This is a genomic window from Ruegeria sp. AL2, assembly GCF_056540845.1.
The window spans coordinates 1-819 of sequence record NZ_JBQFXM010000072.1 but is presented as its reverse complement, the minus strand read 5'-3'; the positions used below and the strand labels follow the sequence as shown (position 1 = coordinate 819).

Annotated in this window: 2 protein-coding genes; one reads left to right on the top strand and one right to left on the bottom strand. The window is 54.9% G+C overall.

Annotated features, from left to right (window positions below; genetic code table 11):
* Window positions 1–199: hypothetical protein (locus ACR0ID_RS20420; RefSeq protein WP_480608427.1), on the bottom strand; the 199-nt coding region annotated here is incomplete at its 3' end.
* On the opposite strand from ACR0ID_RS20420, the gene ACR0ID_RS20415 reads away from it, so the two are divergent.
* Entirely contained in the window at window positions 122–766 is a 645-nt protein-coding gene (locus ACR0ID_RS20415; protein WP_480608424.1) for an IS6 family transposase, read from the top strand. The two genes, ACR0ID_RS20420 and ACR0ID_RS20415, sit on opposite strands and share 78 nt — an antisense overlap.
* The last annotated feature ends 53 nt before the right edge of the window (window positions 767–819 follow it).

Sequence of the window (819 nt, the reverse complement as noted above, 5' to 3'; positions counted from 1 at the left end):
GGGTCTTGTCAGAAGAACTTGTCTTGAGGCAGGCAGGACGGTTGCGTAGCTTTTGCCCATGACCAAACCTGCCTCTTTCAAGTACTTCAAAACCAGCCCCGAGGTCATCCGCCTTGCGGTGATGCTGTACATCCGTTTCCCGCTCTCGCTTCGAAATGTCGAAGATCTGTTGCACGAGCGAGGCATCGACGTGAGCCACGAAACCGTCCGATATTGGTGGAACAGGTTTGGTCCAATGTTTGCAGCTGAGATCCGACGGAAGCGTGTGCAGCAGCTGCGCGCGTTCTCGAAATGGAAGTGGCACGTGGACGAGGTTTTCGTAAAGGTGAATGGCAAGCGACATTATCTGTGGCGTGCAGTAGATCACGAAGGTGAAGTGCTGGAAGCAGTTGTCACCAAGCGCCGAAACAAGGCTGCAGCACTAAAATTCCTCAGGAAATTGATGAAACGGCACGGTTGCGCCAAGGAGGTCGTCACAGATCGCTTCGCTTCCTACAAGGCTGCGCTCAGAGAAATAGGCGCGTTCGAAAAACAACAGACGGGCAGGTGGCTCAACAACCGCGCCGAGAATTCACACCTGCCGTTTCGACGACGCGAACGCGCGATGCAGCGTTTCAGGCGCATGCGAAGTCTACAGAAATTCGCCTCCGTCCATTCCTCCGTCTACAATCACTTCAACCAGGAAAGATCGCTAGCCAGTCGAGACACCTTCAAGCTGACCCGCGCCGCCGCTCTTAGCGAGTGGCGTCAGCTTTGTTCCGGATAGGTTCGCGGTTTCCGCGGCAAACTGAGACTGGTTCGAATTCGTCTGACAGCACC

Excerpts from the sequence above, each read along its gene's own strand:
- ACR0ID_RS20415 (WP_480608424.1), top strand. The coding sequence starts at position 122 with ATGCTGTACATCCGTTTCCCGCTCTCGCTTCGAAATGTCGAAGATCTG.